This window comes from Pseudomonas sp. MIS38 (assembly GCF_019891575.1).
Lineage (GTDB): Bacteria > Pseudomonadota > Gammaproteobacteria > Pseudomonadales > Pseudomonadaceae > Aquipseudomonas > Aquipseudomonas putida_A.
In genome coordinates, this window is sequence record NZ_JAFLXF010000020.1 from 1 (window position 1) to 25,971 (window position 25,971).

The following is a 25,971-nucleotide window of genomic DNA, read 5'->3' on the forward strand; positions in this document are numbered from 1 at the left end:
TGTCGGTAACGGTGGTCGAAACCGGGGTTTTGTCAGCGACCAGATTTTCGTAGTTGCCACCGGTGACGCCGGTAATCGAGTTGGTCAGCGGCTCGTGACCATTCAGCGCATCGTTCGGTGCGGTGGCGGTGACGGTACCGGTGGTTTTGCCGACTTCGATAGTGATGGTCTGGCCGTTCGCCAAGGTCACAACAACCGGCGAGCCGGTTACCGGTGCACCGACGGTGGCGGTGTAAGTGACAGTCCCGCCCTCAGCGACCGAAGTGTCGGCGGTGAGTTTGACCGTCGACGTATCGATGGTATCGGTAACTTCGGTAACAGCCGGAACGGTGCTCGGCACCAGGTTCTCGAAATTGCCGCCTGCGGCGTCTTTGATCGTGACTTCAACCTTGCCAGCGTCTTTGTAAACGTCATCGGCTGGTGCTGGAACGGTCACGGTGCCGGTAGTTTTACCGGCTTCGATAGTGATCACCGAGCCGTTCGACAAGGTCACGGTCACCGGCGTACCGGCCGGATTGGTCAAGGTCGCGGTGTAAACGATCGAACCACCTTCGGCAACGGAGCCAGTGGCGCTCAACGTCAGGTCGGTGGTGTCGACGGTGTCGGTAACGGTGGTCGAAACCGGGGTTTTGTCAGCGACCAGATTTTCGTAGTTGCCACCGGTGACGCCGGTAATCGAGTTGGTCAGCGGTTCGTGACCGTTCAGCGCATCATTTGGCGCGGTGGTGGTCACGGTGCCGGTGGTTTTGCCCACTTCGATGGTGATGTTCTGACCATTGGCCAAGGTCACGACTACAGGCGAGCCGGTTACCGGAGCACCGACGGTGGCGGTGTAGGTGACGGTGCCACCTTCAGCCACCGAGGTATCGGCGGTCAGCTTGACGGTCGAGGTGTCGATGGTGTCAGTCACTTCAGTGACCGCAGGGACGGTGCTCGGCACCAGGTTCTCGAAATTGCCGCCGGTTGTTCCGGTAATGCTGACCTCAACCTTGCCGGCATCTTTGTAGACGTCATCGGCTGGCGCCGGAACGGTCACGGTGCCGGTGGTTTTACCCGCTTCGATGGTGATGACGGAGCCATTGCTCAGGGTCACGGTTACCGGCGTGCCGGCCGGATTGGTCAGGGTCGCGGTGTAGATGATCGAGCCACCTTCAGCCACGGTGCCGGTCGCAGTCAGCGACAGGTTGGTGGTGTCGACGGTATCGGTGACGGTGGTGCTGACAGGGGTTTTGTCGGCCACGAGATTTTCGTAGTTGCCACCGCTCACGTCAGTGATCGCGTTGCTCAGTGGCTCATGACCATTCAACGCATCGTTCGGCGCGGTGGTGGTCACGGTGCCAGTGGTTTTGCCCACTTCGATGGTGATGGTCTGACCGTTGGCCAAGGTCACAACCACCGGCGAGCCAGTCACCGGCGCACCAACCGTAGCGGTGTAAGTGACAGTGCCGCCTTCAGCGACCGAAGTATCAGCGGTCAGTTTGACGGTCGAAGTATCGATGGTGTCAGTGACTTCGGTGACAGCCGGAACGGTGCTCGGAACAAGGTTCTCGAAATTGCCACCGCTGGTTCCGGTAATGCTGACTTCGACTTTGCCGGCATCTTTGTAGACGTCATCGGCAGGCGCCGGAACGGTCACGGTACCGGTGGTCTTACCGGCCTCGATGGTGATGACGGAGCCATTGCTCAGGGTCACGGTCACCGGGGTGCCGGCCGGGTTGGTCAGGGTCGCGGTGTAGACAATCGAACCGCCTTCAGCGACGGAGCCAGTGGCGCTCAACGTCAGGTTGGTGGTGTCGACGGTGTCGGTCACGGTGGTGCTGACCGGCGTCTTGTCGGCGACCAGATTTTCGTAGTTGCCACCGCTCACGCCAGTGATCGAGTTGCTCAGCGGCGCCTGGCCGTTGAGCACGTCGTTCGGTGCGGTGGTGGTCACGGTGCCAGTGGTTTTACCCACTTCGATGGTGATGGACTGACCGTTGGCCAGAGTCACGACAACCGGCGAGCCCGTCACAGGCGCACCAACGGTCGCGGTGTAAGTGACGGTGCCACCCTCGGCGACGGAGGTGTCAGCGGACAGTTTGACCGTCGAAGTGTCGATGGTATCGGTCACTTCGGTGACCGCAGGGACAGTGCTTGGCACCAGATTTTCGAAGTTGCCGCCGGTTGCACCGTTGATGGTGACTTCGACTTTGCCGGCATCTTTGTAGACGTCATCCGCAGGCGCCGGAACCGTCACGGTGCCGGTGGTTTTACCGGCTTCGATGGTGATCACGGCGCCGTTGCTCAGGGTCACGGTGACCGGCGAGCCGGCAGCATTGGTCAACGTCGCGGTGTAAACGATCGAACCGCCCTCAGCCACGGTACCGGTCGCGCTCAACGACAGGTTGGTGGTGTCGACGGTGTCGGTAACGGTGGTCGAAACCGGAGTTTTATCGGCGACGAGGTTCTCGTAGTTACCGCCACTGACATTGGTGATGGCGTTGGTCAGCGGTGGGTTGCCGGTCAACGCATCGTTCGGCGCGGTGGTGGTCACGGTGCCGGTGGTTTTGCCGACTTCGATGGTGATGGTCTGACCATTGGCCAGGGTCACGACAACCGGCGAACCGGTCACAGGTGCACCGACGGTGGCGGTGTAAGTGACGATGCCGCCCTCAGCGACTGAGGTATCGGCAGTCAGTTTGACGGTCGAGGTATCGATGGTGTCGGTGACTTCGGTGACCGCCGGAACGGTGCTCGGCACCAGGTTCTCGAAATTGCCGCCGGTGGTGCCGGTGATGCTGACTTCGACCTTGCCGGCGTCTTTGTAGACGTCATCCGCAGGCGCCGGAACGGTCACAGTGCCGGTGGTTTTGCCAGCCTCGATGGTGATGACGGAGCCATTGCTCAACGTCACGGTCACCGGGGTGCCGGCCGGGTTGGTCAGGGTGGCGGTATAAACGATCGAGCCGCCTTCAGCGACGGTGCCGGTGGCACTCAGCGACAGGTTGGTGGTGTCGATGGAGTCGGTGACGGTGGTGGTCGCCGGCGTGGTGTTCGGCACCAGATTCTCGAAGTTGCCGCCGGTCGCACCGGTAATCGTGGTGCTGACGGTGCCGCCGTTGTTGTAGACGTCGTTCGGCGCGGTCGGCACGTTGACCGTGCCAGTGGTCTGGCCGGCTTCGATGGTGATGGTCGAACCGTTGGACAGGGTGACGGTGACCGGGGTCTGTGCCGGATTGGTCAGGGTCGCGGTGTAGGTGATCTGGCCACCTTCGACCACGCTGCCGGTGGCGGTGAGGGTCAGGCCGGTGGTGTCGCGCGAATCGACGATGTTCGTCACGGCTGGCGTCGTGTTCGGCACCAGGTTCTCGAAGTTGCCGCCGGTGGCACCGGTGATGGTGGTGCTGACGGTGCTGCCGTTGTTGTAGACGTCATTCGGCGCGGTTGGCACGTTGACGGTGCCGGTGGTCTGGCCGGCTTCGATGGTGATGGTCGAACCGTTGGACAGGGTGACGGTGACCGGTGTCTGCGCCGGGTTGGTCAGTGTCGCGGTATAGGTGATCTGACCGCCTTCGGTGACGCTGTTGCCAGCGGTCAGGGTGACGGTGGTGGTGTCGATGGTGTCGGTGACCTGAGTCGTCGCCGGGGTGGTCGGCGGGGTCACGGTAATGCCGTTGCCGCCGGTGGTGCCGGTGACGGTCACGTTGATCTGGGTCGGGTCGTTATAAACGGTGTCGTTCGGTGCCAGCGGCACGTTGACGGTGCCGGTGGTGGAGCCGGCCGGAATTACGATCACCGAGCCGTTGGACAGAGTGATGGTCAGGTCGGTCAGCGGCGCCTGGGTCAGGGTCGCGGTGTACACCAGCACGCCGCCGGCTTCGGTGATGGTCGGCGTGGCGCTGAGGCTCAGAGTCGACTCACGCAGGGCGTTGGTGGTGGTGTCGGTGGTCTGGCCACCGGTGATGTTCTGTGCCGCTTGTGCACCGGCGTTGATGCCCGCGGTCGGGAAGCCGATGGTCGGGTCGACGCGGCCAGCCGTGGCATCGAGCATCACGAAGCTGTGGCCGCCGCCTGCCGCGCCGCCAGTCCCTGCGGCGGTAGCGCCGGCAGCGGTGGCTTCAAGGGCGGTGGTCGGGTCGGCACCGGCGGCGATGGCCTGCTGCAGCTCGGCTACGGACGGTGCGGCCTGCGCGGTGGCCTCGGCCAGGTCAGTGCTGGAGTCGGGCGCGTTGGCGCTCCACTGGGTTTCACGGCCCAGGTCCAGGGTGCGGCCATCCGCCAGTTCCAGCGACACGGCGCCGGAGAGGCCGGTATCGATCTGGTCGCCGACGAACAGGCGATCGCCTTCAACGAGCACGCGGCGTACACCCTCGGGGGAGACCACGAATACCTGACCGACAATGCTTTTGACGATGGCAACAACACTGCTCATTGAAGACTCTCCGGGTGTCACGTTCAGTTGACTTCCATAGCCTGATGGCTTCGGCGCCGATTCAGTCTGGACGTACTTTAAAAATTTGCGAATCAAGATTGACGCTGTTCTTCGTCAATAATTTGGCTAGATTCTTTCGCTATTAACTTTATGCCAAACTATTGACCTTCTGGGTGCCATCCTAAACAATCGCCCCACTAATGTCACATTGATATTTCCGCGGCGACCTGTCCCTCAGCGTGTGATCCAGTTCCTATTTTGAACTTTCCGACATACGGTCATTCCGGTTGCCAATCATCCGACGCAGCAGCACGTTTTGCTGTGATTCAAGACAAGAAGTCCTGGGAAATCTTTACCATGCGTTTGCACTTGTTCAAGGCTCTACCGTTCGCCCTCGCCGCCTCTTTCGTCCAAGCACAATCCTTACCAGAAGCCATGCAACAGGCACTGGATGTCCATCCGGAAATCCAGGCGGGGGTCAACAGTCGTTTGGCCGCGGATTATCAGTTAAAGGCAGCCAAAGGTGGATACCTGCCCAAGGTAGATCTGCTGGGCGGTTATGGCCGTGAGGGCACTGACAGCGTGACCACGCGCGCCAACGGTGGCGGCAACCACTGGGAAACTTTGAACCGCAGCGAGTCAAGTTTACGTCTCTCGCAAATGGTTTTTGACGGTTTTGCCACGTCCAGCGAAGTCGGGCGTCAACAAGCCACCGTCAACTCCCGCGCCTACTCGCTGCTCGGCACTTCCGAGCGCACCGCGCTGACCGTCGCCCAGGTGTACCTGGACGTGCTGACCCGCCGCGAATTCGTGCGTCTGGCCGAAGAAAACCTCAAAAGCCACCAGCGCATCTATGATCAGATCCAGCTACGCACCCAGCGCGGCGTTGGTAGCGGCGCTGACCTTGATCAGGCTGAAGCGCGGATGGCTCAGGCCCGCAACAACCTGATCACCGAACAGACCAACCTCGCCGACTCCGAGACCAACTTCCTCAGTGCCGTCGGCCAGATGCCTGACCAGTTGGAGCGCCCGGCGCCGTTCATGGCGATGATGCCGGCCAACCTCAATGAAGCCCGTACGCAGATGCTGGAAAACAGCCCGATCCTGCGCTCGGCCGAGTCCGATATCGCCGCTGCCGAGAAGCAGTACGAAACCGCCAAGTCGACGTTCTACCCACGTTTCGACGCCGAGCTGGGACGCACCGCCGACAACGATCTCGATGGTCAGAACGGCCACAACAACGAGTGGCAGGCGATGCTGCGCATGCGCTTCAACCTGTATTCGGGCGGCAGCAACAAGGCCGATCTGGAATCCAAGTCGTACCTGTCGAACCAGGCGCTGGACATCCGCAACAACGCCCTGCGTCAGTTGAACGAAGAACTGGGCCTGGCCTGGAACGCCCTGAACAACGCCAATGCGCAGGTGCCGATCGCGCAGCAGTACGTTGATCACAGCACCGCCGTGCGTACCGCCTACCAGCGTCAGTTCAGCCTCGGCGAGCGCACCCTGCTCGATTTGCTCGACAGCGAAAACGAGTTGTTCACCGCTTCGCGCCGTCTGGCCGAGATCAAGAACATTCAGTTATTTACTCAGTATCGAATCAAGGCGACCATGGGCGAGTTGCTCAAGAGCCAGGGAGTGGTCGCACCATTGGCATCCGTCGTGCAGAACGATGTGAAGCCGAAGGTCCAACTGCCGGGTATGAATTGAGCAGAACCTTCATTGTTCAATTGTTAGCCAAGAGTGCCGAGCGTGGAATCAGAAGTCAGTCGAGTTCAACTCATTCATGATCCGCGCGCGATGCACGACGATCCGTTACTGGATGGCTTGCTCGCTCTATGCATGTTGCACCAGAAGCCGGCCAGTGCCGCGATGCTCACCACTGGCCTGCCGTTGCCCAAGCAGCGCCTGAGTGTCGAGTTGCTGCCCCGCGCAGCGGCTCGCGCCGGGCTGCAGGGTCGGGTGCTGCAACGCAAGCTGGAAGAGATTCCGGCGATTGCCATGCCGGCGCTGTTGCTGCTCAAGGATGGCCGCAGCGCCGTCCTGCTCGGCTGGCAAGGTGACAACGAAGCCCGGGTGCTGCTCAGCGAAAGCGACGGCGGCGAATCGGTGGTCAGCCGCGAACTGCTGGCTGACGACTACACCGGCAAAGTGTTCTTCGCCCAGCCGCAGCACAAATTCGACGTCAACCACGGCACGCTGATCCCGCGTGCGCGCTCGTGGTTCCGCGACACCCTCAAGCGCTCGCGCTGGCTGTATGCCGATGCGATCGCCGCCAGTTTCCTGATCAACATCATCGCCATGGCCGCACCGCTGTTCGTGATGAACGTCTACGACCGCGTGGTGCCGAACCAGGCCGAAGCGACCCTGTGGGTGCTGGCGCTGGGCATCACCGGTGCCTACATCTTCGACCTGATTCTCAAAAGCCTGCGCAGCCTGTGCCTGGATCTGGCCGGCAAGAAAACCGACCTGATCATCTCCGCAACGCTGTTCGAGCGTATCGTCGGCATGGCCATGAAGTACCGCCCGGCGCGGGTCGGCAGCTTCGCGCAGAACATCCATGAGTTTCAGAGCCTGCGCGACTTCCTCGCCTCGCTGACCCTGACCAGTCTGATCGACCTGCCGTTCACCATCCTGATCTTCATCGTCATCGCGATTCTCGGCGGGCATCTGGTGTGGATTCCGGTGCTGGCGTTCCCGATTGCGCTACTGATCGGCTACGCGTTGCAGAAGCCGCTGGTCGCGACCATGGAACGCACCATGGCGCTCGGTGCCGAGCGTCAGTCGAGCCTGATCGAAACCCTCGCCGGCCTCGACGCGGTCAAGGTCAACAACGCCGAAAGCGAACGCCAGTATCAGTGGGAGCAGACCATCGGCACCCTCAGCCGCCTCGAACTGCGGGTGAAAATGCTCTCCGGTCTGGCGATGAATATCACCCTGCTGATCCAGCAACTGGCCGGGGTGATCATGATCGTCTTCGGCGTGTACCAGATCATCGCCGGCAACCTGAGCATGGGCGGTCTGATTGCCTGCTACATGCTCAGCGGCCGCGCGCTCAGCCCGCTGGCGTCGCTGTCCGGTCTGTTGACCCGCTACCAGCAGGCACGGGTAACCATGACTTCCGTCGACCAGATGATGGAGCTGCCGCAGGAGCGCAATTTCGAAGAACGTCCGCTGAGCCGCAAGGTGTTGCAGGGCGCGATCGAGTGCCGTCAGTTGAACTTCACCTACCCGGAACAGCAGAACCCGGCGCTGAAGAACATCAACCTGGTGATTCGTCCCGGCGAGAAGATCGGCATCATCGGTCGCAGCGGTTCGGGCAAAAGCTCACTGGCGAAACTGCTGGTGGGCCTGTATCAGCCGGACGACGGCGCGTTGCTGGTGGACGGCGTCGACATCCGCCAGATCGACGTCAGCGAGCTGCGCTACAACATCGGCTACGTGCCGCAGGACATCCAGCTGCTGGCCGGCACCCTGCGTGACAACCTGGTCTCCGGCGCGCGCTATGTAGAAGACGAGCTGGTACTGCAAGCCGCCGAACTGGCCGGCGTGCACGAATTCGCCCGCCTGCACCCGCAGGGTTATGAGCTGCAAGTCGGCGAGCGCGGGCAGAACCTGTCCGGTGGCCAACGGCAGAACGTTGCTCTGGCGCGGGCGCTGCTGCTCAATCCGCCGATCCTGCTGCTCGACGAACCGACCAGCGCCATGGACAACACCGGCGAAGAACGCCTCAAGCAACGCCTGGCCGCCGTCGTTGAAAACAAGACCGTGGTGCTGGTGACGCACCGGGCCTCGCTGCTGTCGCTGGTCGACCGCCTGCTGGTGGTCGACCGTGGACAGATTCTCGCCGATGGCCCGAAAGCCGCCGTGATGGAAGCGTTGAAGAAGGGGCAGATCAGTGTTGCTTAAGTCGGGTGTCAAAGAGTCGATCCGTCGCTACTTCAAGGGTTCTGCCTCGCTGCAGGGCCAGCCGCTGCCGGAGGTCAACAAGGCGCTGATCGAGGACGCCCCGCGCGTCGTGCGCCTGACCATCTGGGCAATCATCGGCTTCTTCCTGTTCCTGCTGCTGTGGGCCAACTTCGCCGTGATCGACGAAGTGACCAAGGGCGACGGCAAGGCGATTCCGTCGTCGAAGATCCAGAAAATCCAGAACCTTGAGGGCGGGATCGTCTCGGAAATGTTCGTCAAGGAAGGTCAGATCGTCGAGGCCGGCGCACCGCTGATTCGTCTGGACGACACGCGATTTGCTTCCAACGTCGGCGAAACCGAGGCTGATCGGCTGTCGATGCTGCTGCGCGTCGAGCGTCTGAGCGCCGAGGTCGATGACCGTCCGCTGAATTTCCCTGAAGACGTGCTCAAAGCCGTGCCGGGCCAGGCGAAAAGCGAAGAATCGTTGTACATCAGTCGTCGTCAGCAACTGCACGACGAGATCGGCGGTTTGCAGGAGCAGTTGATCCAGCGTCAGCAAGAGCTGCGCGAGTTCAGCTCCAAGCAGGCGCAGTATCGCCAGCAACTGGGCCTGCAACGTCAGGAAATCAACATGTCCGAGCCGCTGGTGGCTCAGGGCGCCGTATCGCCGGTAGAAGTGCTGCGGCTCAAGCGTGCCGAAGTCGAAACCCGTGGTCAGCTCGACGCCACCACGCTGGCGATCCCGCGCGCCGAATCGGCCATCAAGGAAGTCCAGCGCAAGATCGACGAGACTCGCGGCAAATTTCGCAGCGATGCGCTGACCCAGCTCAACGAAGCCCGCACCGACCTGAACAAGGCCCAGGCCACCGGCAAGGCCCTGGAAGACCGGGTCAGCCGGACGCTGGTCACCTCGCCGGTACGCGGGATCGTCAACAAGTTGCTGGTCAACACCATCGGCGGCGTGATCCAGCCGGGCAGCGACATGGTGGAAATCGTGCCGCTGGATGACACCTTGCTGGTCGAAGCCAAGATCCGTCCGCAGGACATTGCGTTCCTGCACCCGGGGCAGGAAGCGATCGTCAAATTCACCGCGTACGACTACACCATTTATGGCGGGCTGAAAGCCAAACTGGAGCAGATCGGTGCCGACACCATCACCGACGAAGACAAGAAAACCACCTACTACATCATCAAGGTGCGCACCGAGCGCAGCCACCTGGGCACTGATGAAAAGCCGTTGCTGATCATCCCGGGGATGGTGGCGTCGGTGGATATCATCACCGGCAAGAAATCGGTGTTGAGCTATCTGCTCAAGCCGATCATTCGGGCGCGGGCCGAGGCACTGCACGAGCGGTAGGTCTTCAGCGCGGCACATGGCCCCTTCGCGAGCAAGCCCGCTCCCACAGTGGATCCCGGTCGAACACAGAACTTGTGTCCACTGAAGATCAAATGTGGGAGCGGGCTTGCTCGCGAAGGGGCCAGCAAAATCACCACACCCCTGTCAGTAAGTGACACAAATCGTCACTCACCATCCAGTCCATTCCTCACCATCTGCCATATCGTTATTCATTAACGGTATTTAATTTCCAGTTCTTATAGCTTTAAAGTCATCCACCTGCGTACCTGCCGACCAATCGGCGCGCCGCACGACCTGAACCAACACGCAATCCAGCGTGAGTGTCTGATCGACGTGCGCGCCTGTGAGCGCGCCGTGCGTGGGAGATTGAAAGATGTCCGCAGCTACTGCCACCCCAAGCGCCGCGACTGCCGCGCCGCAAACCTTTGAAATTCGTCCGTTCAGCGGTGCCGTCGGTGCCGAGATCATCGGCCTGGACCTGACCCGGCCGGTCAACGATCAGGACTTCGCGCGCATTCATCGTGCGCACCTGGATCACCACGTGGTGGTGTTCCGCGATCAGCGCATCACCCCGCAACAGCAGATCGATTTCAGCCGTCGCTTCGGCGTGTTGCAGATTCACGTGCTCAAGCAGTTCCTGCTGGCCAATCACCCGGAAATCCTCATCGTTTCCAACATCGTCGAGAACGGCCAGAACATCGGCCTCGGCGATGCCGGCAAGTTCTGGCACTCCGACCTTTCCTATAAAGAGCTGCCGAGTCTCGGCTCGATGCTGCATGCGCAGGAATTACCGTCCGAGGGCGGCGACACCTTGTTTGCCGACATGCACAAAGCCTGGGACAGCCTGCCCGAAGCGCTGCGTAAAGCCGTAGAAGGGCGCTCCGCCGCACACTCCTACACCGCGCGTTACAGCGAGACCAAATTCGAGGGCAACTGGCGCCCGACCCTGACCCCGGAACAACTGGCGCAGGTCGCCGAAGTGGTGCATCCGATCGTTCGCACACACCCGGAAAACGGCCGCAAGGCGTTGTTCGTCAGCGAAGGCTTCACCACCCGCATCGTCGGTCTGCCGGAGGACGAGAGCCAGCACCTGCTGGCCGAGCTCTACGCCCACAGCGTGCTGCCGCAAAACATCTACCGCCATCAGTGGCAGCCCCACGACATGGTGTTCTGGGACAATCGTTCGCTGATCCACCTCGCCGCCGGCTGCCCCGCGCACCTGCGCCGCAAGCTGTATCGCACGACCATTCAGGGCGACGCGCCTTTCTGATTTGCCGGAGATTCGATCATGTCCAAACGTCTTCCATTTGCACCGCTGGCGGCGGCCATTGGCCTCGGTTTCAGTCTCATCGCCGGCAGCCTGGTGGCGCCGGCCGTGGCCCACGCCGAAGGTGAAATCCGCATCGCCGAACAGTTCGGGATTGTCTATTTATTGCTCAATGTGGTGCGCGATCAGGGCCTGATCGAGAAGTACGGCAAGCAGGAAGGCCTCGACATCAAGGTCGACTGGACGCAGCTCTCGGGCGGCGCCGCGGTCAACGATGCGCTGTTGTCCGGTTCCATCGACATTGCCGGTGCCGGCGTCGGCCCGCTGTTGACCATCTGGGATCGCACCCACGGCAAGCAGAACGTCAAGGCAGTCGCCTCGCTCGGCAACTTCCCGTACTACCTGGTGAGCAACAATCCCAAGGTCAAAACCATTGCCGATTTCACCGAGAAGGACCGCATTGCGGTGCCGGCGGTGGGCGTGTCGGTGCAGTCGCGCTTCCTCCAATACGCGGCGGCCAAACAGTGGGGTGACAAGGAATTCAATCGCCTCGACAAGTACACCATCGCCGTGCCGCACCCGGATGCGACCGCTGCGCTGATTGCCGGCGGCACCGAGCTGACCGGGCATTTCTCCAACCCACCGTTCCAGGATCAGGCGCTGCAGAACCCGAACGTGCACGTGGTGCTCAACTCCTACGACATCTTCGGCCCGAACTCGCCAACCGTGCTGTTCGCCACCGAGAAATTCCGCAACGACAACCCGAAAACCTACAAGGCCTTCGTCGAAGCGCTGACCGAAGCCGCGCAATTTGCGCAGAACGATAAGGGCGCGGCGGCGGACACCTACATCCGCGTGACCAAGGCCAAGATCGACCGCGCCGAGCTGCTGAAAATCATCGACAACCCGCAATTCGAATTCAGCGTCACGCCGAAAAATACCTATCCACTGGCCGAATTCCTCTACCGCGTCGGTGCGATCAAGAACAAACCGGAATCGTGGAAGGACTACTTCTTCCAGGATGCCAAACCGCTGCAGGGGAGCTGATCGAGATGAATGCCCCTTTGCAAGGCCACGCGGCCAGCAACCCGGTCGCCAGTACGCAAGCGCTGCTGGCGGTGGATAACGTCAGCCTCGAATACCGCACCCCGCAGCGGGTGGTGCGCGCCACGCATCAGGTCAGTTTCGAAATCGATCCGGCGGATCGCTTCGTGCTGCTTGGCCCGTCCGGCTGCGGCAAGTCGACTTTGCTCAAGGCGGCCGCCGGTTTCATTGCGCCGAGCGAAGGCGAGATTCGCCTGCAAGGTCAGCGGGTCGATGGACCCGGTCCGGACCGGATCGTGGTGTTCCAGGAATTCGATCAACTGCCGCCGTGGAAAACCGTCAAACAGAACGTGATGTTTCCGCTGCTGGCCTCGCGAACCTTGAACAAAAAAGACGCCGAAGAACGTGCACTGCACTACCTGGAAAAAGTCGGTCTGGCAGCATTCGCCGACGCCTATCCCCACACTTTGTCCGGCGGCATGAAGGCGCGGGTGGCGATTGCCCGGGCGTTGGCGATGCAGCCGAAAATCCTTCTGATGGACGAGCCATTCGCCGCACTGGATGCGCTGACCCGGCGCAAGATGCAGGAAGAATTGCTGCTGCTCTGGGAAGAAGTGCGCTTCACCTTGCTGTTCGTCACCCACTCGATCGAAGAGGCGCTGGTGGTCGGCAATCGCATCCTGCTGCTGTCGCCACATCCGGGGCGGGTGCGCGCTGAAGTGCACAGCCATCAATACGATCTGCAAAGCCTCGGCGGCGTGGCGTTTCAGGAATCGGCGCGGCGCATTCACCGTTTGCTGTTCGATGAGGGCCAGTCGCCGGAAACCGAGCGTGACCATGACTTCAACGACATTCGTATCGCTTATTGAGCGTTCTGGAGGATTGCCCGATGAGCCAGCCATCGTCTGTACGACAAGAGTTTGAAACCGTCCTTGAACCATTGAACAGCGTGCCGCTCGAGCGCGAACTGCCGCTGGGCCAACGCCTGTGGCAACAGGGCTGGTTGCGTAAGAGTGTGATCCTGATTCTGCTGGCGATCCTCTGGGAAGTGATCGCCCGGGTGCAGAACAACGACCTGCTGCTGCCGAGTTTTCTGCAGACCAGTCATGCGCTGTATGACGGCCTGCTCAGCGGCGAGTTGCTGGGCAAGGTGTGGATATCGTTGGTGGTGCTGATCAAGGGTTACCTGATCGGCATCGTGCTGGCGTTCGCCCTGACCACGTTGGCGGTGTCGACCCAGTTTGGCCGGGATCTGCTGAGTACCCTGACCTCGATGTTCAATCCGCTGCCGGCGATTGCCTTGCTGCCGCTGGCCTTGCTCTGGTTCGGGCTGGGGCAGAACAGCCTGATTTTCGTGCTGGTGCATTCGGTGTTGTGGGCGCTGGCGCTGAACACTTACGCAGGCTTTCTCGGGGTCTCGGAAACCCAGCGCATGGCCGGGCGCAACTATGGGCTGAAGGGCATGCGTTTTGTGCTGTTCATCCTGATTCCGGCTGCGCTGCCGTCGATCCTCGCCGGGCTGAAAATCGGCTGGGCGTTTGCCTGGCGCACGCTGATCGCCGCCGAACTGGTGTTCGGCGCTACCAGTGGCAAGGGCGGGTTGGGTTGGTACATCTTCCAGAACCGCAATGAGCTGTACACCGACAAGGTGTTCGCCGGGTTGGCGGTGGTGATTCTGATCGGGTTGTTGGTGGAGAATCTGGTGTTCGATACGCTGGAGCGGGTGACGGTGAAGCGTTGGGGCATGCAGCGCTGAGATTTGTGTTGGCAGGACCGGCGCCTTCGCGAGCAAGCCCGCTCCCACATTTTGGAATGCGTTCCCCTGTGGGAGCGGGCTTGCTCGCGAAGGCGTCCTTTCAGCCGCCGTCAAATTTGAAGGATGTTTGCTAGCATTGCACCCAGATCAATCCAGATCAGCCAAGAGTGCTCAGCATGCAACTCCCGGACATGAACCTTCTGGTCGCCCTCGACGCCTTGCTCGACGAGGGCAGTGTGGTCGGCGCCGCGCGGCGGATGAACCTCAGCCCCGCCGCCATGAGCCGCACTCTGACGCGGATCCGCGAGGCGATCGGCGATCCGATCCTGGTACGCGCCGGTCGCGGCCTGGTGCCAACCCCCAAAGCCCTCGAATTGCGCGAGCAGGTGCGCGATGTCGTCGAGCAAGCGGCGCTGCTGTTTCGCTCCGCCGACAGCGTGGATCTGGGCACCCTGCGCCGGCGCTTCAGCATTCGCGCCAACGACTTTTTCATTGGCGTATATGGCGGCAAGCTGTTCGATACCCTCGACCAGCAGGCGCCACACTGCGAGTTGCGCTTCGTCCCCGAGGGCGATGGCGACGACGAAGCGCTGCGCGAAGGTCGGATTGATCTGAGTGTCAGCAACACCCGTCCGGTAACCCCGGAAGTCAAAGTGCAGAACCTGTTCTCCACGCATTTCGTCGGTCTGGTGCGTGAGGATCATCCGTTGCTCGACGGCGAAGTCACCGCCGAGCGCTATGCCGGCTACTCGCATATCAGCATGTCGCGCCGTGGCATTGCTCGCGGCCCCATCGACACCGCGTTGAACGCCCTGGGTCTGGAGCGGCGGGTGGCGGTGATCGCTCCGAGTTTCCACGCGGCGATGTTTGCCTTGCCCGATTCCGACCTGATCCTGCCGGTGCCCAAGGAAGCGTTGCTCAGCGTGCGCCGACTGGGCCTGAAACTGCGTTCGTTCAATCTGCCGATACCGTTGCCGACGCTGATGCTGACCCAGGCCTGGCACCCGCGCTTCGACAAGGACCCGGCGCACCGCTGGCTGCGTGAAACGCTCAAGGCGTGTTGTGACGAGACGTGGCTGGCCGCGCAGCCCTGACACCGAATCAATGTGGGAGGGGGGCTTGCTCCCGAAGGCGTCGTGTCAGGCAATGCATAGGGTGAATGACCCACCGCTTTCGCGAGCAAGCCCGCTCCCACATTGGATATTCATTGCTGCACTGAGCGCACTTATAACCTGCCAATAAGTCAATTTTCGTCAGCAGTAAGCCTTACTAAAATGCTCCGGTATTTTTCCTTCCGGAGTGTGTATCCATGACATCCCTGTCGGTTCCGGCGCCCATTGCTGCGGCCAGTCCGGCGACGGCGGCTGCGCCACCGGTGTTCGGGGCGCGAATCATCGCCGGCCTGGTTGGTGTGCTGCTGGCGGTGCTGGTCTCGGGCCTCAACGAAATGGTGACCAAAGTCGCACTGGCCGACATTCGGGGCGCGCTGAACATCGGTTATGACGAAGGCACCTGGCTGGTGTCCTGCTACGCCGCGACCTCGGTCGCCGCGATGGCATTCGCCCCTTGGTGCTCGGTGACCTTCTCACTGCGTCGTTTTACCCTCTGCGCGATCAGCGTCTTTACGCTGCTCGGCGTGCTGTGCCCATTCGCCCCGAATTACGAAAGCCTGCTGCTGATGCGCACCCTGCAAGGTCTGGCCGGCGGCGCGTTGCCGCCGATGCTGATGACCGTCGCCCTGCGTTTTCTGCCGGCCAACTTCAAGCTCTATGGTTTGGCCGGTTATGCGTTGACGGCGACGTTCGGCCCAGGACTCGGCACGCCGCTGGCCGGGCTGTGGAGTGAGTATGTCGGCTGGCAATGGACGTTCTGGCAAATCATCGTGCCGTGCCTGATCGCCATGGCGATGGTGGCCTGGGGGATTCCGCAGGATCCGCTGCGCCTGGAGCGCCTCAAGACCTTCAACTGGAAGGGCCTGCTGCTGGGCTTCCCGGCGATCTGCATGCTGGTGATCGGCTTGCTCCAGGGCAATCGGCTGGACTGGTTCGAGTCGAGCCTGATCTGCGGTTTGCTCGGCGCCGGTTCGCTGTTGCTGGTGGCGTTTCTGATCAATGAATGGTCGCAGCCGATTCCGTTTTTCAAGTTGCAGATGCTCGGCATCCGCAACCTGTCGTTTGCACTGATGACCCTGGCCGGGGTGCTGGTGGTGTTGCAGGCGGTGGTGCTGATTCCGTCGAGCTACTTGGCGCAGGTCCAGGGTTATCGCCCGGTGCAGACCGCGCCGATCATGCTGATCGCCGCGTTGCCGCAGTTGATCGCGCTGCCGCTGGTGGCGGCGCTGTGCAACTTGCGTTGGGTCGATTGCCGCTGGGTGCTCGGCATCGGTTTGAGCATGTTGACCCTGTCCTGCCTGGGCGGCTCGCTGCTGACTTCGGAGTGGATCCGCGACAATTTCTACGTCCTGCAATGGCTGCAGATTTTCGGTCAGCCAATGTCGGTGCTGCCGCTGTTGATGCTCTCGACCGGCAGCATCCAGCCGCAGGACGGGCCGTTCGCCTCGGCGTGGTTCAACACGGTGAAAGGCCTGGCGGCGGTGATCGCCACCGGAGTCATTGAGGCGCTGACCACCGCGCGCCTGCATTTCCACTCGACCATGTTGATCGACAACCTCGGCAACTCACCGCTGGCCGATCGCAGCGACCCGGGCCTCGCCCATCGCCTGCACGAACAGGCCGTGGTGCTGACTTCGTCCGATCTCTATGTGTGCATGGCCGGCGTCGCGGTGGCGCTGATCCTGCTGATTTTCTGGCTGCCGACGCGGATCTTTCCGCCCCGTGCGCCGACCTGATTGCTTCACTGATACCGAAGGTTTTTATGACGACTCAAGCAAAGCAAAAACTCGCGGTGGCCGTGGCGGCCGCACTGGCGGTCGGCGTGTTGCTGTACCTGGCGGTGCCGGGACTGTTCGGCAAGCGCACCCAGCAAAACACCAACGATGCGTTTGTTTCCGCCGACTTCACCCTGGTGGTGCCGCGCGTGGCCGGATTCATCAAGGAAGTGCTGGTGGAAGACAACCAGCAGGTCAAGGCCGGGCAGTTGCTGGCGCTGATCGATGATCGCGATTTGCGCGCCGCCGCTGAAGCGGCCGATGCGCAAACCCTGGTCGCCCGCGCTCAGTTGCAAAACGCCAAGGCGACGCTGGAGCGGCAGACCTCGGTGATTGCTCAGGCGCAGGCCTCGGTGGTCTCGGCCAAGGCAGAAATGGCCTTCGCCCAGCAGGAACTCAATCGCTACAACCACCTCGCCGGTGTAGGTGCCGGCACGGTGCAGAACGCGCAACAGGCCCGCACGCGTATTGATCAGGCAACCGCTCGGCTCGATACCGCCAGCGCGAAGCTCGCGGCTGAACGCAAGCAGGTCGAGATTCTCACCGCGCAGCGCGATGCTGCCGAAGGCAATCTGAAGCACGCGCAAGCGGCGCTGGAAATTGCCAGTTTCGAGCTGTCGTATACCCGGATCACCGCGCCGCAGGACGGCATGATCGGCGAGCGTGCTGTGCGCGTCGGTGCCTACGTGACGCCGGGCAGCAAGCTGCTGGCGGTGGTGCCGTTGCAGCAGGCGTATGTGGTCGCCAATTTTCAAGAAACCCAACTGACGGACGTGCAGCCGGGCCAGCACGTGCAGGTGCGCGTCGACAGCCTTGGTGGCGAGGCCTTGAGCGGTCGCGTCGAAAGCATCGCCCCGGCGACTGGCGTGACATTCGCCGCGGTGAAACCGGACAACGCCACGGGTAACTTCACCAAGGTCGTGCAGCGGATTCCGGTGAAGATCGTGCTTGAACCGGGTCAGCCGTTGGCCGAGCGTTTGCGTGTGGGCATGTCGGTGGAGGCGAGTATTGACACTCGCAGCTCGGCGCCGGCGGAGCGCGAGGTGACTCAGCGATGAACAGCGTTGATAGAACTGACGCCTTCGCGAGCAAGCCCGCTCCCACCGGGGGAACGCATTACCCAATGTGGGAGCGGGCTTGCTCGCGAAGAGGCCAGTGGCAGCAACTCACCCTCGGTGCATTGCTCGCTATTGGCCTCAGCGCCTGCACCGTCGGCCCGGACTTCCGCAAGCCCGAAGCCACAAAGATCGCCGACTGGGCCAAACCCGCCAAATCCGCCCCCAGCCAAGCCGTCAGCGAACCGCTGAACGAACGCTGGTGGGAGGTTTTCCACGACCCGCAACTCTCAGCCCTGACCCAGCGGGCGATGAACAGCAACCTCGATCTGCAACTGGCCAGCAGCCGCCTGCAACAAAGCCGTGCCGCGCGCCAGGTGATCACCGCGGATCGCTACCCGAACACCGCCGCTACCGGCAGCTACGCGCGTAAACGCAACAGTGGCGAAGGCCTGAATGACCCGTCCGGGCACAACGGCGATTCCGCCTTCAACTTGTGGGACGCCGGTTTCTCCGCGTCCTGGGAACTGGATTTCTGGGGCCGCGTGCGACGTGAAACCGAAGCCGCCGATGCCAACCTCGAAGTCGCCGAAAACGACCGTCGCGGTGTGCTTCTGGCGGTGCTCGCCGACACCGCGCAGAACTACATCCAGCTGCGCGGCGTGCAAAACACCCGCGCGGTCACCGAGCAGAACCTCGACGTCGCCCGGCACAGCCTCAAGCTTTCGCAACTGCGCCTGAGCGATGGTGTGGCAACCGATCTGGACGTCGCCGAAGCCGCCGCGCAGGTCGCGGCCATCGAATCGCGCCTGCCGGCCCTCGAGCAGCGTCAGTCGCAATTGATCAACGCGATCAGCCTGCTGATGGGCGAACCGCCGCAGGCCCTGGCCAAGGAGTTATCCACAGACGGCGCGGTGCCGCAGTCACCGCTGCAAGTCGCCATCGGCCTGCCGTCGCAGCTGGCCGAACGCCGGCCGGACATCCGGCAGGCCGAGGCGCGCCTGCATGCCGCCACCGCCAACATCGGCGTGGCCAAGGGCGATTTTTATCCGCGCATCACCCTGTCCGGCAACCTCGGCTCGCAAGCGATGCAACTGAGCGACTTCGGCTCCTGGGGCTCGCGCGCGTTCGGTATCGGCCCGCAATTCAGCCTGCCGCTGTTCGACGGCGGACGCCTGCGCGGCATGTTGCAACTGCGCGAGGCCCAGCAACAGGAAGCGGCCATCGCCTACCAGCAGACCGTGCTGCGCGCCTGGCATGAAATCGACGACCAGTTGACCGCCTACAACGCCAGCCAGCGTCGCCGCGACAGCCTCGCCGAAGCCGTGCGGCAGAACCAGATCGCCCTGCGCACCGCACAACAGCAGTACGTCGAAGGCGTGGTCGATTTCGTCAACGTCCTCACCGTTCAAGGCGCGTTGCTGGCGACTCAGGAGCAGTGGGTGGAGAGCTCGACCGGGGTGTCGCTGGCGATGGTCGGGTTGTACAAGGCGCTGGGTGGGGGATGGGAGGCGGTGTATCCGGTGGGGGAGGTGGCGCGGCGCTGAGATTGCGCCTGAGGGAGCAAATCGGCGAATTCGATTGGCCACTATACGGCTATTGCACAGTGGAAGATTCACAGGTTGAAGCGGGTTATGGCTGTTCAGCCTGCGAAATTTTCGATTTTGATTTGCCCGTCGGGAAAGGTCGCGATGATTTCAAGTTCGCCACCCATTGCCCGGATATAGTTGCGCAGCGTGCTGATGTACATATCGGTACGGCGCTCCATTTTCGAGATGGCCGCTTGGTTGACGTGCAGCATTTCAGCCAGCGTGGCCTGGCTCAAGGCCTTGGCTTGTCGCAGTTCGTTAAGCGGCATTTCCTTGATGTGTTGTTCGTAGATCGAATCGGCAAGCGCCCGTGCTTCGGGTGTCATGCGTGCTTCGAGGTCGGCGAATTTCTTAGCCATTGTTGCAACCCTCTTTGCGCAATGTTTCGAGATGCTCATCGTACAGTCGATCGGCGAGCGGGACGTTGAGTTCATACCAGCGGTCCTGACCGGTTTTATCTCCACCGATCAAAAGCAACGCGCAGCGTCTTGGATCAAACGCATAGAGCACGCGATACGGTCGCCCGCCATGCTGGACGCGCAATTCCCGTAAATGACCATGCCGCGCGCCATTGATTGCACTGCTATGCGGAAAACGCAGGCCTGGGCCGAATTGCCCAAGCAGTTTGACGCTTGCCGCCACAGAACTCTGCTCGCTCTCAGTCAGTTCTTCCCACCAGTTGCCGAACTCGTCGGTGTATTCGATATCCCAATTCATGGGCACTAATATGAGTGTTATGGAATATTCCATCAAAGTCATATTTTCGATGGGTTGACCATAGCGCTTCGGTCGGATTACAGCAAGCGTAACGGCACAGTGATGGCCTTTCGCTTGACGCTAATCCCCGCTGTCGTAGACTCCGCTCATCCGTCAGGGAGTAGCGGTTATGCAGCGTTTGCGCGGTTGGGTTATCGGATTGACCTTTGTTACGTGTGCAGTTCAGGCGCAAACGCCCGGGCCAGACGATCCGCTGCTGGATAACGCAGCGCCTGCGGCAACCACGGCGAGCAGTGAGGCGCGGGGTGTGTTGCGAGCTCGGGATCAGGCGACGCTGGCCAGCGAGCTGTCGGGGCGGATTGTCGAGTTGCCGTTCAGCGAGGGCGAGTCGTTCAAGAAGGGCGATGTGCTGGCGAAGTTCGATTGCTCGGCGTATCAGGCTCAGCTCAATGCAGCGCAGGCTGCCAATCGCGGTGCCGGTGAGGAGTTGGCGCACAACCGGCAGTTGGCCGCGCTCAATTCCGTCGGGCGTTTCGAAGTGGCGCGGGCCGAGGCCAAGGTCAGCGAAACCCAGGCGCAATCTCAGGTTTATCAGGTTCAGGTCAAACGCTGCAGCGTGGTCGCGCCATTCGACGGGCAAGTGGTCGAGCGCAAGGTCCAGCGTTTCGAAAGCGTGGCGGCCGGCGCGCCGCTGCTGGACGTGGTGGATAACCGCACCCTGGAGATCCACTTGTTGGTGCCGTCGCGCTGGATGGCCAGGCTTAAACCCGGCCAGACCTTCAGCTTTGTCCCCGACGAAACCGGCCAGCCGCTTGATGCCACGGTCAAACGCCTCGGTGCGCGCATCGACGAAGGCAGCCAGACACTTTTGCTGGTCGCCACACTTCCCGAAGCCAAGGGCTTGCTCGCCGGCATGAGCGGCACGGCGCACTTTGCGGAGCTTAAATGAACGCCCCGGTAGCCGGCGCTGCCGAGCAGGTGTTCGCGCGGTTCCTTGACCTCGAACGCCAGACCCGCGCCGCCCGCGATGCCTCGCAACTGGCCTACAGTCTGGTCAATGACGGCCAGTCGTTGTTCGGCTTTCGTCATGCAGCGCTGCTGATCGCCGGCAAGGTACAGGCGGTGACCGGCGTCAGCGCGGTGGAGCCGAATGCGCCGTTCGTGGCGTTTGTCGAGCAAGCCGTGACGCAGTTGTTCCATCAGGATGTGCTGAAGCAGGCGCGGGTGATTACCCCGCAACTGCTTGCCGAGTCGATTCAGGCCGACTGGCGCTCGCTGTCGGCGGCGCAGGTGTTCTGGCTGCCGCTGATCGACCGTCAGGGCGAGGTGTTCGGCGGTCTGTGGCTGGCCCGCGATGTGCCGTGGAATCCTTCCGAACAAGTGCTGCTGTCGCAACTGGGCGACACCTACAGTCACGCCTGGCTGGCGCTGCAGCCGCGCAAACCGTGGCGCCTGCGCTGGACGCGCAAGCGTCAGGTGGCGTTGGTGGCGTTGCTGTTGCTCGGGTTGCTGATCCCGGTGCGCCAGTCGGTATTGGCTCCGGCGGAGGTGGTGCCGCAGGGCGGGCGCGTGGTCGCGGCGCCGCTGGACGGGGTGATCGCCGAGTTTCTGGTCAAGCCCAATCAACCGGTGAAAACCGGCGACCTGTTGCTGCGGTTTGAAAGCACCACCCTCAAGGCCCAGGCCGATGTGGCCGAGCGTGCCTTGGGCGTGGCGGAAGCGGAACTGAAATCCAACTCGCAACGTTCATTTGCCGATGCCGAATCCAGTGCCAGGGTCGATTTGCTCGCCGCCCGTGCCGAGCAAAAACGCGCCGAGCGCGATTACGCCCGCGAGTTGCTGGCGCGCAGCGAAGTGCGCGCGGAGCGTGACGGCATTGCAGTGTTCGCCGATGCCGAGCGCCTGACCGGCAGACCGGTGCAGACCGGCGAGCGGTTGATGGAAATCGCTGACCCGAATCAAGCCGAACTGCGCATCGAACTGGCGGTGGGCGACGCGATTGCGTTGGCGCCGGGTGCCGAAGTCGCGCTGTTTCTCGACAGCGATCCGTTGCAGCGCCACCTCGCCACGCTGGAGCGCTCGGCTTACGAGGCGCAACCGACGGCGGGCGGGCAACTGGCTTATCGACTGGATGCCAATTTTGCTGATGCGCCACCGCGTATCGGCCTGCGCGGCACGGCAAAAATTTTCGGTGATCGCGCCCCGCTGGCCTTGTACCTGCTGCGCCGCCCTCTGGCCGGTCTGCGCCAGAGCGTGGGCCTGTAAATGAATCTGCCGAGCCTGCGTGCCGACCTGCAACTGTCGCCCGCGGCGCCGGCACTGGACGGTTCACCGCGCTGGACCCTGGCCGATCCGGTGCGCGGTCGCTATTTCAAACTCGGCACGGCGGCGATGCGTCTGCTGCGCCATTGGTCGCTGGGCGATGCCGAACAGGTGCTGCGCGCCGCCAACCGCGAACCGGGCTTGCCGCTGGACGGCGTCGAGCTGGAGCAACTGCTGACATTTCTGCGCGGGCATGATCTGATCAGCGCCCTCGACGATCAGCAGCGTGCCAGTTACTCGCTCAAGGCCCTCGCGCAACGCCAGAGTCTGTGGAAAATCCTGCTGCATCAATACCTGTTTTTCCGTATTCCGCTGTGGCGCCCGGACGCCTTTCTCAACCGCGCCTGGCCCTGGCTGGAGCGCTTCGGCCCGCGGGTGTTGCGCTACGGTTTGCCGCTGACGCTGGGTCTGGGAGTGTTTCTGGTGTCGCGGGACTGGCAGCGCTTTGTCGGTACTTTCCCGCACCTGTTCAGCCTTGGCGGCGCATTGGCGTTCGGCGTTGCGTTGTTCTTTGCCAAGCTGTGCCACGAGTTCGGCCATGCATTCATGGCCAAGCGTGCCGGGTGTCGGGTGCAGAGCATGGGCGTGGCGTTCATGGTCTTGCTGCCGATGTTTTACACCGATGTCAGCGATGCCTGGCGGGTCAATGATCGGCGTGCGCGGCTGCTGATCGGTGCCGGTGGGGTACTCGCGGAACTGCTGCTGGCGTGCATCGCGCTGCTGGCCTGGTCGCTGTTGCCCGATGGCCCTGGGCGCACGGCAGCGTTCATGCTCGCCAGCGCCACGTGGATCACTACGCTGGTGGTCAACCTCAACCCGTTCATGCGTTTTGATGGCTATTTTCTGCTCAGTGATCTGTGGGAGGTCGACAATCTTCAGGGGCGAGCCTTTGCCCTGTGTCGCTGGCGGTTACGCGAATTTTTGTTCGGCTATGGCGCTCCGGCGCCGGAGCCTTGGTCGCCGAAGATGCAACGGCGTTTGCTGATCTGGGGGTATGGCTCGTGGTTGTGGCGCGCGGCGTTGTTTTTCGGGATCGCGCTGGCGGTCTATCACCTGTTCTTCAAGGTGTTGGGGATTTTCCTCATGCTGGTGGAACTGGTCTGGTTCATCTTCCTGCCAATCATGAATGAGTGGCGCCAGTGGTGGAGCCGCCGCGAACAGGCCCACGGTGCGCGTGTGCTGCTCAGCAGCCTGGCTGTGCTTGGTCTGCTGCTGGTGCTGATTGTGCCGTGGCGCAGCGCGGTGGAACTGCCGACGATGCTTGAGAGCGGCCGGGCCAGTGCGTTGCATGCGCCGGTGGCGGCGCGAGTCAAATCAGTCAAGGTCGCGGATGGCCAGAAAGTCGCTCAGGGCGATGTGCTGATCGAACTGGAGTCGCCGGACCTCGATTCGCAGCAGGCCATCGTCCGTCGGGAAATCCAGATCCAGCAATTGCTGATGCGCCGACAGGCCGGTCGCAGCGAAACCGCTGCCGACGCCAGTATCATCGAGCAACGCCTCGCCGAAGCCGTGGCGCAATATCGTGGTCTGAGCGCTCGACGCGAGCGCCTGCTGTTGCGCGCGCCCCATGCCGGCACTGTGCGTGATCTGCTGCCGAATCTGACGCCGGGGCGCTGGCTGTCGAGCAAGGATGCGCTGGCGCGGGTGGTCGAGGATGGTTTGCGCCTGCGCGGCTATATCGCCGAGGCCGAGTTGTGGCGGGTCAAACCGGGTGCAACCGGGCGGTTCATCGCCGATGATCCGATGCATCCGGCGATCAGCGTAAAACTGGATGAAATCGATACCAATGGCGTGGCCTATGTCGATCAGGAGGCGCTGACCTCCGATCATCACGGGCCGATTGCCGTGCGCCGTGATCAACAGCAACGAGCCGAGCCTGTACAGGCGCAATATGGCGCGCGATTGACAACGCTGGATCAGCCACCAGCCCCGGTTCAGCCGTTGCGCGGTGTGGTGGTGTTGCAGGGCAGGGGCGAGTCGGTACTCGGCGTGGCCTGGCGCCGGCTGGCGGCGCTGGGGGTCAGGGAAAGCGGTTTCTAGGGAGCGTGAACATGGCGAGCAACGCAGATGTGACGGCAGACGGATTGGTGGTGCGACCTGCGCGGGCCACCGACGAGCCGTTTTTGCACCACCTCTATCAGTCGGCGCGCCCGGATCTGCAATGGATCGACGGCGAGCAGGAAGTGGTGCAGCAAGTGATCGCCCAGCAATTCCAGGTGCAGGAACAGGGCGTGGGTGAAAACCATCCCAACGCCATGCACTACGTCGTGGAAAAACTCGGCACGGCCATCGGTGCACTGAGCACCGACTTCGGCCCCAATGAAATCCGCGTGTTATACATCGCCTTCATCCCCCAGGCGCGGGGCAAGGGTTACGGCCGCGCGGTATTGCAAGGCGTGCAAAAGGCCGCGCAGCAGGTTCGCTGCCCGGTGGCAACGGTGGTCTGGGCCAACAATCCCCACGCGCGGCAACACTATCTGGCGTTGGGCTTTGCGGTGGAGGAGCGTAATCCGGCGGCGGAGCGGCTGGTGTGGTATCCGCAATGAGGTGGGATTTCAGTTGAAGGAAATACAGAAATAACCCAGTTGCGGATCCCGCCCCATTGCTGGCACTCGTGACACGAAAATATCCTCCACTCGCCCCAGTTCCGGCAGTTCCAGTGCGCACAGGCCGTCGACGAACCCGGTCGGCACCAGACTGTTGAATTCGAGGCAGAACGGCATGCGCTCGCTGTAGCGCGTCTTCGCGGCGGGGACTTCGTCGAGGTACTCGATGTGGATCGGCAGCGCCGTGCCATCCGGCAGGTGCAGCGTGTGTTGCTGGCCCAGCAATGCCTGGACGTGTTGGATCTGAACCGCTTGCAACATGGTCTGACTCCAGTGAAGAGAAAAACGGTCGGGGGCCCGAGGCCCCCGACAGTGGTTCAGTTGCGCGAAGGGAACAGCCCGTTCAGCGCAATGCTGAAGTTGACGACCAGAGAGGGGTTGACGATGGGCAACGGCTGACTGCCGCCCGTGGAGGAAATGTCCCCGGTGACAGTCGTGGTCAGGCCTTTGATGGGAACCGGCGTGGCACCTTGGGCATCGGAATAGATGTTCGCCGAGCCAGGGCCGCCGCCGGACGCGCCGATGTACGAGTTGGTGGCGGTCGGCACGGTCGCCGGATTGCTTGCAGGCACAGCCAGTTGCAGGGCGGTGTTGGCAGAAAGGCCGGTCATCGCGTGGGTGTGGTTAGGCATGTTGGCGATCGTGGCCGTGACGTTTTCCGTGCCATACACCTGACCGATGACACGCGGCGTAAGCCCCTGTCCGTTACCCTGTGCCACGGGTACGCGACCTTGCAGGTCAGGCAACTGAAAATTGGTCGTGCCGTTGCCGCCGTAGAAGGTGCCCAGCAAAGCGAACAATGCCTGGTATTGCGAGATGCTCAGGATTTGTCCGTTGCACAAGGCCCAGCCACTGGGGGCGAAGTTGAAGGCGAACGGTTGAATCGTACCCATAAAGACTTCCATGGTTCCTCATCCTTCTGTTATGTGGTCGGCGCGCCGCGCGTTAGCCTTGGTTGCAGGACAGGCACAGATGCTGTGCTGACGCCTTGCGTTTGCGCGGGCAGGTCACGCCAAGCGGTAGCGTAGACCCGGATCGGCGGACTTGCCGG

20 protein-coding genes are annotated in these 25,971 nt (G+C 62.2%); 15 read left to right on the forward strand and 5 right to left on the reverse strand.

The window, feature by feature from the left end; genetic code table 11:
- On the reverse strand, positions 1–4,411 hold a 4,411-nt coding region (locus J1G18_RS20780; protein ID WP_223008377.1), incomplete at its 3' end, for a retention module-containing protein.
- A 357-nt stretch (positions 4,412–4,768) separates the two neighbouring features.
- On the opposite strand from J1G18_RS20780, the gene J1G18_RS20785 reads away from it, so the two are divergent.
- The 11 genes from J1G18_RS20785 (at position 4,769) to J1G18_RS20835 (ending at position 19,233) form a co-directional block, all read left to right on the forward strand.
- Complete coding sequence (locus J1G18_RS20785) at positions 4,769–6,121, forward strand: TolC family outer membrane protein (protein WP_007961502.1); 1,353 nt, start codon at positions 4,769–4,771, stop codon at positions 6,119–6,121.
- A gap of 42 nt (positions 6,122–6,163) precedes the next feature.
- Positions 6,164–8,320 carry a type I secretion system permease/ATPase gene (locus J1G18_RS20790; RefSeq protein WP_027611114.1) on the forward strand — a complete coding sequence of 719 codons (2,157 nt, stop codon included), beginning with the start codon at positions 6,164–6,166 and terminating at the stop codon, positions 8,318–8,320.
- Positions 8,310–9,677, forward strand: a complete 1,368-nt coding sequence (locus J1G18_RS20795; RefSeq protein WP_096796933.1) for an HlyD family type I secretion periplasmic adaptor subunit — start codon at positions 8,310–8,312, stop codon at positions 9,675–9,677. Before J1G18_RS20790 ends, J1G18_RS20795 begins: the two co-directional genes overlap by 11 nt.
- Positions 9,678–10,050: 373 nt before the next feature.
- Complete coding sequence (locus tag J1G18_RS20800) at positions 10,051–10,947, forward strand: TauD/TfdA dioxygenase family protein (protein WP_223008378.1); 897 nt, start codon at positions 10,051–10,053, stop codon at positions 10,945–10,947.
- 18 nt (positions 10,948–10,965) lie between these two features.
- On the forward strand, positions 10,966–11,991 hold the full coding sequence (locus J1G18_RS20805) for an ABC transporter substrate-binding protein (protein ID WP_223008379.1): 1,026 nt from the start codon (positions 10,966–10,968) through the stop codon (positions 11,989–11,991).
- 5 nt (positions 11,992–11,996) lie between these two features.
- Positions 11,997–12,857, forward strand: coding sequence for an ABC transporter ATP-binding protein (locus J1G18_RS20810; protein WP_027611118.1), 861 nt, complete (start codon positions 11,997–11,999; stop codon positions 12,855–12,857).
- Between the two features lie 20 nt (positions 12,858–12,877).
- A complete protein-coding gene (locus J1G18_RS20815; protein WP_098966548.1) occupies positions 12,878–13,744 on the forward strand; it encodes an ABC transporter permease in 867 nt (288 codons plus the stop codon).
- A gap of 176 nt (positions 13,745–13,920) precedes the next feature.
- Complete coding sequence (locus J1G18_RS20820) at positions 13,921–14,838, forward strand: LysR family transcriptional regulator (protein ID WP_098966549.1); 918 nt, start codon at positions 13,921–13,923, stop codon at positions 14,836–14,838.
- A 215-nt stretch (positions 14,839–15,053) separates the two neighbouring features.
- The gene (locus J1G18_RS20825) at positions 15,054–16,592 is read left to right on the forward strand and encodes an MFS transporter (RefSeq protein ID WP_098966551.1); all 1,539 of its coding nucleotides are present in this window, start codon (positions 15,054–15,056) and stop codon (positions 16,590–16,592) included.
- A 26-nt stretch (positions 16,593–16,618) separates the two neighbouring features.
- Positions 16,619–17,689 carry an HlyD family secretion protein gene (locus J1G18_RS20830; RefSeq protein WP_134785128.1) on the forward strand — a complete coding sequence of 357 codons (1,071 nt, stop codon included), beginning with the start codon at positions 16,619–16,621 and terminating at the stop codon, positions 17,687–17,689.
- Positions 17,686–19,233: an efflux transporter outer membrane subunit gene (locus J1G18_RS20835; protein WP_223008380.1), complete on the forward strand. Its 1,548-nt coding sequence runs from the start codon at positions 17,686–17,688 to the stop codon at positions 19,231–19,233. Before J1G18_RS20830 ends, J1G18_RS20835 begins: the two co-directional genes overlap by 4 nt.
- Positions 19,234–19,328: 95 nt before the next feature.
- On the opposite strand, the gene J1G18_RS20840 is transcribed toward J1G18_RS20835, so the two are convergent.
- Both J1G18_RS20840 and J1G18_RS20845 read right to left on the reverse strand, forming a co-directional pair.
- The gene (locus tag J1G18_RS20840) at positions 19,329–19,634 is read right to left on the reverse strand and encodes an XRE family transcriptional regulator (RefSeq protein WP_098966556.1); all 306 of its coding nucleotides are present in this window, start codon (positions 19,632–19,634) and stop codon (positions 19,329–19,331) included.
- Positions 19,627–19,992 carry a type II toxin-antitoxin system RelE/ParE family toxin gene (locus tag J1G18_RS20845; RefSeq protein ID WP_047290723.1) on the reverse strand — a complete coding sequence of 122 codons (366 nt, stop codon included), beginning with the start codon at positions 19,990–19,992 and terminating at the stop codon, positions 19,627–19,629. The genes J1G18_RS20840 and J1G18_RS20845 overlap by 8 nt, the downstream gene beginning before the upstream one ends.
- 169 nt (positions 19,993–20,161) lie before the next feature.
- Here J1G18_RS20845 and J1G18_RS20850 point away from each other — a divergent pair, with 169 nt between their 5' ends.
- The 4 genes from J1G18_RS20850 to J1G18_RS20865 are packed head-to-tail and all read left to right on the forward strand — an operon-like array spanning position 20,162 to position 24,860.
- Positions 20,162–20,941: an efflux RND transporter periplasmic adaptor subunit gene (locus tag J1G18_RS20850; RefSeq protein WP_098966558.1), complete on the forward strand. Its 780-nt coding sequence runs from the start codon at positions 20,162–20,164 to the stop codon at positions 20,939–20,941.
- Positions 20,938–22,257: an efflux RND transporter periplasmic adaptor subunit gene (locus J1G18_RS20855; RefSeq protein WP_223008381.1), complete on the forward strand. Its 1,320-nt coding sequence runs from the start codon at positions 20,938–20,940 to the stop codon at positions 22,255–22,257. Before J1G18_RS20850 ends, J1G18_RS20855 begins: the two co-directional genes overlap by 4 nt.
- The gene (locus J1G18_RS20860; RefSeq protein ID WP_210556919.1) at positions 22,258–24,354 is read left to right on the forward strand and encodes an efflux RND transporter periplasmic adaptor subunit; all 2,097 of its coding nucleotides are present in this window, start codon (positions 22,258–22,260) and stop codon (positions 24,352–24,354) included. It begins immediately after the preceding gene.
- Between the two features lie 11 nt (positions 24,355–24,365).
- Positions 24,366–24,860 (forward strand): GNAT family N-acetyltransferase, encoded by a 495-nt coding sequence (locus tag J1G18_RS20865; protein ID WP_098966563.1) that lies wholly within the window; start codon positions 24,366–24,368, stop codon positions 24,858–24,860.
- Positions 24,861–24,869: 9 nt separating this feature from the next.
- On the opposite strand, the gene J1G18_RS20870 is transcribed toward J1G18_RS20865, so the two are convergent.
- Positions 24,870–25,181 carry a DUF6916 family protein gene (locus J1G18_RS20870; RefSeq protein WP_139053654.1) on the reverse strand — a complete coding sequence of 104 codons (312 nt, stop codon included), beginning with the start codon at positions 25,179–25,181 and terminating at the stop codon, positions 24,870–24,872.
- Between the two features lie 56 nt (positions 25,182–25,237).
- Positions 25,238–25,825: a phage tail protein gene (locus tag J1G18_RS20875; protein ID WP_098966567.1), complete on the reverse strand. Its 588-nt coding sequence runs from the start codon at positions 25,823–25,825 to the stop codon at positions 25,238–25,240.
- Positions 25,826–25,971 lie beyond the last annotated feature (146 nt).